The organism is Radiobacillus sp. PE A8.2 (genome assembly GCF_045635475.1).
GTDB lineage: Bacteria > Bacillota > Bacilli > Bacillales > Amphibacillaceae > JBJGXI01.
On record NZ_JBJGXI010000100.1, the window covers coordinates 1 to 1,574 of the forward strand.

At 36.5% G+C, this 1,574-nt stretch carries 1 protein-coding gene; it reads right to left on the bottom strand.

What is annotated here, in order from left to right; translation table 11 throughout:
* Positions 1–205: 205 nt before the first annotated feature.
* Positions 206–1,510, bottom strand: coding sequence for an IS91 family transposase (locus ACI6MV_RS24820; protein WP_483880225.1), 1,305 nt, complete (start codon positions 1,508–1,510; stop codon positions 206–208).
* Positions 1,511–1,574: the final 64 nt, after the last annotated feature.

Sequence of the window (1,574 nt, forward strand, 5' to 3'; positions counted from 1 at the left end):
TAAGAAAAACCGGGCATAAACCGCCCGGTCCTTTTTTAGTTAGAGGACATCCGATATTTTGTATTCCTGACCGTGTATTCCTTTGTAGTACTCAGGATACATATCTCCCCCACATTGTTCACACCTAAACTGAGGTGGGGATGCAGGATCGCCACCATCCATTAAGTCAAAGTCTTGAACCACGTCATACGGTATTCTCTCTTCTTCATGACACGTTAAACAAATGAAGTTGACGGATGTTTTCTTTTTCTTTAAATGATCGGTTCCTTTTTTCTTTTTCTTCCCTCTTTTGTGGTGTTTGGACACTGGAGTAATACTCAATCACCCTTTCTAAGTAGTTTCTTGCTTCTTTCGTCAAAGCGACCTTTATTTCTAGTTTTCCGTTCTCAAGACATACTTCTCCCATATATTCATAATAATTTTCACAATGAGGACAGACAAGGGGATCCTTTTTTCCACTTGCTACAATTCTTTCTCTCCACGTCTGACGACGTAAAGTCTTTTTAACTTTTATTATCCAACGTTTTGTATTTTGTTGCCAAGTAACAAGTATCTTCTTACATAAGTTCTTGCTTCTTCTAGAATACATTCCGTAATGTCTTATTGTTTTGAATTGCTCATCTGGTATATGACGAATTAAACGTGATATAAATTCTTCCACGCTTACTTTCTCTTTCTTTTCTATTCCATCTGTCTTATCTATATATTTAAACGTCACGTACTGACCATCATATTCCTCGATTCGATTAATACCTATCGCAGGTCGACGAATATAACGGCCAATATAACGTAGCTGTTCTTTTATCTTGCCTCGCTGTTTTGGGGCATATACATAGAAGCCTTCACCATTATTGGTAAACGCCTTTTGTAATCTGGGTTGTATTCTCTTTTTCTCTTTTTCAGTAACTCCTTTACGTATTAATTTTAAAACTACTGTTTGCCATTGTTTTCTAAGCATCGCAAAAGGTAGAAAATCATACTGTTTCCATTTTCCTTTTTTCGTTAACCCACCCATCGTTACTAACATATGAACATGTGGGTTAAAGTTAACTCTTGAACCGAAGGTGTGTAATCCTGCAATAATTCCTGGAGTTACTTTTGCTTTCTTTTTGAAAAACTCTGATATTATTCTAGCTGCTTCATCCATTAAATCTTTTAATAAGTGACGATGAAGAAGAAATACATCTCTTAACCCCTCATCTATCGTAAATATTACATGGCGATGATTTACTTGAAGGACATCTTCTGTAAGTAATCTACTCCATTCCTCGCTCTCTCCCACAGAACAAGTTGTGCAAAATCGCCCCTTACAACGGTATGGTACTTTTCTAACATCATGGCAACCTTCACACACGAATAGCTTAAATCCTTTTTTAATGTCCCCACAATCCCGAAACTTTTCAACCTCCTTGGTCACGATTGGACGAATTTTAGCTCCGTGCTTCTTCTTGAAAGACTCCCAGTGACTATTTTTATCAAAAAAAATCTGTCTAAGAATATTTGCTTCCATAAAAAGAAAATACCACAGTTTGAAAGACTGTGGTAGACCGAAAATTATATACTTTCTTATCTTT